This is a genomic window from Mesorhizobium sp. M0633, assembly GCF_040320645.1.
Classification (GTDB): Bacteria; Pseudomonadota; Alphaproteobacteria; order Rhizobiales; family Rhizobiaceae; genus Mesorhizobium.
The window spans coordinates 1-801 of record NZ_JAMYQC010000120.1; the positions used below are offsets into that span (position 1 = coordinate 1).

General features: G+C 60.5%; 1 protein-coding gene. It reads right to left on the minus strand.

Annotated features, from left to right (window positions below; genetic code table 11):
- Positions 1-801: cation:dicarboxylate symporter family transporter (locus tag NKI47_RS34935; RefSeq protein ID WP_352596385.1), on the minus strand; the 801-nt coding region annotated here is incomplete at both ends.

Consider the following 801-nt stretch of genomic DNA (forward strand, 5'->3'; position numbering starts at 1 on the left):
GGCCGGGATGACGAGACCCACAACCGAACGCCTGGCGCCCGCCTTCTCCATCTTCTGCATGAGCGAGGGGAGCGCGGCCTCCGAGGAGGACGTTGCGAGGACAAGCAGCAGCTCTTCCTTGATGTAGCGAATGAGAGAAAAGATCGAAAAGCCGTTGTAGCGGCAGACCGCGCCGAGAACCCCGAACACGAAGAGGAAGGCGGTGAAATAAAACGTCGCGACCAGCATCGCGAGGTTGACGACCGAACCGATGCCATATCTACCGATGGTGAAGGCCATTGCGCCGAAAGCGCCGATCGGCGCGGCTTTCATCAGAATGCCAACGAGCTTGAAGACAGGCGCGATGAGCGCCTGAAGGAAGGAAACGACAGGCTTGCCCGTCTCTCCGGCCATCGCGAGCGCCATGCCGAACAGAACCGAGAAGAACAGCACCTGCAGGATGTCGCCTTCCGCGAAGGCGCCGACTATCGTTGGCGGGATGATGTTCATCAGGAAGCCGGTGACCGACTGCTCGTGGGCCTTTGCGGCATAGGTATTCACGGCCTGGACATCGAGCGAGGCCGGATCGATGTTGAGGCCGGCGCCAGGCTGGACGACATTGGCGACGATCAGGCCGACGATCAGCGCGAGCGTCGAGAAGGTGAGGAAATAGACCATTGCCTTGCCGGCGACCCGGCCGACCTTGTGAAGATCGTTCATGCCGGCAATGCCGGTCGCAATTGTCAGGAAGATGACAGGCGCGATGATCATCTTGACCAGCTTGATGAAGGCATCACCCAGCGGCTTCAGGCTCTCGCCGGT